Below are 4,059 nucleotides of genomic sequence, written 5' to 3'. Positions count from 1 at the left end.
TATTCTGCGCCACTGGTTAACCGCTGTCATCACGATTGGTCTAGCTCTTGCTCTCGGCGGTGCTACTCTAGCCGAAGGCCGACTGGGGATTGCCCCTAACCTGAGCCTATGGTTGTTGGCGCTGGCGATCGCCATCACCTTGCTGTGGTTAGTGAAGATTTGGTCAAGTCGCTACGATCGTCCCTTAGCACAACTCTACGGTCAGGCATTAGACGGTTGGGCTGTGCTGCTCTGTGGTTGTGAGTTGTACCTGCTCACTGCCAGCGCTTGGCGGGTCTACGGTGCATTGCCTGCCACTAGCGTATTGGTGATTGCAGGTGCGCTTACCATGCTGGCTCCGGCCTACCGCAGTTGGCAACCGCCCCGCCAGTCTAGTCATCAATGGCTTAGCATTTTGGCCATGGGTGTGGTGCAACTGGCCTTGGTGGAGTTCTCCCGCACTCGACTAGTGGCCTTAGCGATCGCCACCGTGCTCATGATCATCCACACCCACCTGTTACGCCAAATTGCCGCTGCTGTTTTCACAATTGGCTACGGGTTAGCCCTATCTGGCGCTATCTTGATGGAACTACCCCGTCCAGCAGGAAATGACTGGTGGCTGGTGCCCGTGCTTGCGATCGCGAGTCTGTGGCTAGGACGAGATTGACTCCGTCGTCGTTCAGACCCCTGGGCACAGATCTATGCAACGGCTGCCGATGGCTGGGCAATTACCCTCTGGGTCTGGAGCACCATAGCCCTTACTGCCCAATCCGTGGGCCTGTATTGGCAACTTCAGCCTGGTCAGACGCTGTTGGCTGCTAACGCCCAGAGCACGATCGCCGCTATCCTGCTAGTTGCCGCCCTTGCCTATCGAGCATGGCAAGTCCTAGCTCCTGTTGCCAGCGTCCCAGTCGTTGTTGCAGGTAATACCATTCGCTCTGATACTAGGGTTCCTGGCCTGTTGCCCAGTTGGCTGCTGTATGGCTTTGCCTGGAATCTAGAAGTAGCTGTAGCACTAGTATTAAGCTTGACAGACTCTGCACTCCTCTATCTAGCCATCGCTAATATCGCCCTTGGGTTTAGCACCCAACTATTAGGAGACTGGTGGCAGCGTCGCCGTCCTGCCGATGCTCCCCCTATGCCCAGTGTGCACGTCATTCCCCTCATCTATGCTGGCTTGGGGTCATTTTTCCGGTGGGGACAGTTCACCAACTGGACGGGCTTGACAACCCTAGGACTTTCCTTGATAGCGATCGGGGTAGGCAAACGCCGCCTTGCCCTTAAACCCCTGGTCTATCTGGGTATGGCTGGCATCTCCTTGGGGTTATACGAGTGTTTGCTGTTTCAACTCTTGCAGATTAAGGGCAACAACACAGGGGATGGCTTCATCGCTATGGCGGCTTTGGCGGCAACCTTTACCTATGCTTATCGCTTCCTGTCTCCGTGGCTGCAACACTACCTGAGCATTACCGAGGATGAGGTAAACAACGCCGCCCATGGGCACTGGGGTTTGGGTAGTTTGCTGCTTGCCGTTGCTACGACCACGCCTGTAAGCCTCTATCCGCTGTGGTTTGGTGTGGCTCTGTTGTTAGTGCGCTACGCCTTTTTCCAGGGGCGACATGCACCCCAGCCTAGGGTTGGGGAACTGTGGGTATGGGCCGCGATCGCTGAGGCTGTTGGCATGGCTTGGTATGGAGTTAACACCCCTCTGGGTAGAGTACTTTACCCAGCAATTGCACCCTTTTTATCTGCGATCGCCTGTGTATTCGCCTATTTCAGTTATCAAGCACCTTGGGCAGCTTGGGGCTGGCATCCACGTCCTCTATTGTTGATGGCGATCGTTTTACCCTTGCTGACTATTCCCCCAGCCTTGAGTTCACTATATCCTCCCAATATCCTAATTCCCGCTGCTTTTTACCTGTTTTTAGCATACCAACAGCGACAAATCCGCTTCACCTACATCAGCTTGGGAGTTGTCATCCTCTGGCTCTGGCGCTGGTTGGCAGTCCAAGGCAATCATGACTCCCTGTGGTACAGCCTAGCGATTGGTCTTGTCCTGCTCTACGTTGCGCAAGCCGAACCTATTCTCAAGCCAGCCTACCAGCGTGGCAGCCGCTTCCTACTGCGCCTTGTGGGCTGCTTAGCAATCTGTGCCATCCCACTGCTGCGCCAAACTGCCATTGGCCTAATCCCTGCTGGGCTTGGCCTAGTCGCCATCATGGCTGGTCTAGCCTTGCGAGTGCGGGCCTACCTGTTGGTGGGGGCAGCTACCTTCCTGTTGACTGTGCTGTACCAACTGGGGGTACTAGTGTTTGAATATCCCTTAACAAAATGGATCCTAGGCTTACTAGCTGGCATCGGTCTGCTATACATCAGCGCCACCTTTGAGACTCGCCGTGACCAAATGCTGAGCCTAATGCGGCAGTGGCTCACAGAGCTGAACAACTGGGATTAGCTAGAATCACAATTGAAATATTACAAATTTCTACAGTCTGTCCAGTCAATAGGTTAAAGTACTCATCGAGTTGTATCCTAAACACTGAAATTAGCAACTAACTATTAGGATCAACCGAGGCAATTTTATTGAGATCTCATGGATTGACAGGACGCTTTCTGGTTTTTACTCTCAGCTCCGTCTCTCAGGCAGGGCAGAGGGACGTTAAGCTATTTCAACAGGTTTTTAGTACGCTCTAACCTTGGGTTTTCCGACAGGATAGTTGCTCAAATAATGCACACAGTTCCTTTAAAAAGCGGAGGTTCTTTGTTATGCCACTTCCTCTACTGGAGTATGCACCATCCTCGCAAAACCAGCGCGTTAGTGGATTTGAGGTACCTGGTGATGAGCAACCACGAATCTACACCACTGAGACCCTGCTCTCAGCCAGTGAAATGGATGCCCTAATTTTGGCAGCCTATCGTCAGATCTTTCATGAGCAGCAAATGATTGAGGCCAACCGCCAAATCTTTCTAGAATCTCAACTGAAATCAAGACAGATTACAGTCAAACAATTTATCCGGGGTTTGATTCTATCAGACTCATTTCGACGGCTTAACTATGACGTTAATAACAATTATCGGTTTGTAGAACTTTGTATTCAACGGGTATTAGGACGACGGGTCTATAACGATCGCGAGAAAATTGCTTGGTCAGCCGTGATCATGACCAAAGGCATCCAAGGGTTTGTGGATGAATTGTTGGCTAGCAATGAGTATCAAGCAGCATTTGGTGACAACACAGTGCCCTACCAACGGCGACGGATTTTGCCTCAGCGGATCCAGGGTGAATTGCCCTTTGAGCGCGTGGCACGCTATGGCACCGACTATCGCGATAAATTGCCTCGACCTAGTCGCTATCGGGGATTTTCCCCCAATCAGGCTGATGGATTGTTTGGGCAGTTTGAACCCTTTGATTTTGAGACCTTTCTTTACCGGGCTAATTGGCCGGTGGTGGCTGGTTTGGGGCTTGTGTTCACTGCCCTGATTGTGATAATGCTGCTCATCTATACCAGTGCAGCTAGCCCAGTGGGGTAGTCTTTATAGTCACCTGTCTATTGCCTGTTTATCAACAGTACCTGCGGTGGCAGCGCATCAGGTAGATACAGAAAATCGATCTGCACCGATCGCTGCTCCCCAGGGGCTAGGGACAATTTCGGCGGAGGTGGCACGACCTGACCCACTAGCTGCCACAGGTGCAGGTAGCAAGTTACAGGCTAGCCTTGATTGTCGGCATAGCGCAATCGTATCGTACCCCGAAAGCCAGGGTTACCCAGAGGGGGATTACGGAACTTGACCCTAGCTTGGCGCAATATCTCTTCCTTCATTAGATAAACCTATAGGTTTGTAGTAACGACTTCAGTCGTTCCCAGGCATGATGAGGACTAAAGTCCTCACTACGAACAATAGGTTTGTAGTAACGACTTCAGTCGTTCCCAGGCATGATGAGGACTAAAGTCCTCACTACGAACAATAGGTTTGTAGTAACGACTTCAGTCGTTCCCCAGGGATGATGAGGACTAAAGTCCTCACTACGAACAATAGGTTTGTAGTAACGACTTCAGTCGTTCCCAGGCATGATGAGGA

General features: G+C 51.8%; 4 protein-coding genes. All 4 read left to right on the top strand.

What is annotated here, in order from left to right; genetic code table 11:
* A partial coding sequence (locus tag NZ772_15155) for a hypothetical protein (protein ID MCS6814892.1) occupies positions 1-646 on the top strand: 646 nt, incomplete at its 5' end.
* Between the two features lie 105 nt (positions 647-751).
* A complete protein-coding gene (locus NZ772_15150) occupies positions 752-2,434 on the top strand; it encodes a hypothetical protein (GenBank protein MCS6814891.1) in 1,683 nt (560 codons plus the stop codon).
* A gap of 311 nt (positions 2,435-2,745) precedes the next feature.
* Positions 2,746-3,510 carry a phycobilisome rod-core linker polypeptide gene (locus tag NZ772_15145; GenBank protein ID MCS6814890.1) on the top strand — a complete coding sequence of 255 codons (765 nt, stop codon included), beginning with the start codon at positions 2,746-2,748 and terminating at the stop codon, positions 3,508-3,510.
* A gap of 46 nt (positions 3,511-3,556) precedes the next feature.
* Entirely contained in the window at positions 3,557-3,769 is a 213-nt protein-coding gene (locus NZ772_15140; protein ID MCS6814889.1) for a hypothetical protein, read from the top strand.
* Positions 3,770-4,059: the final 290 nt, after the last annotated feature.

It is taken from the genome of Cyanobacteriota bacterium (assembly GCA_025054735.1).
Classification (GTDB): Bacteria; Cyanobacteriota; Cyanobacteriia; order SKYG9; family SKYG9; genus SKYG9.
This window is presented reverse-complemented; position numbering and strand designations above follow the sequence as displayed.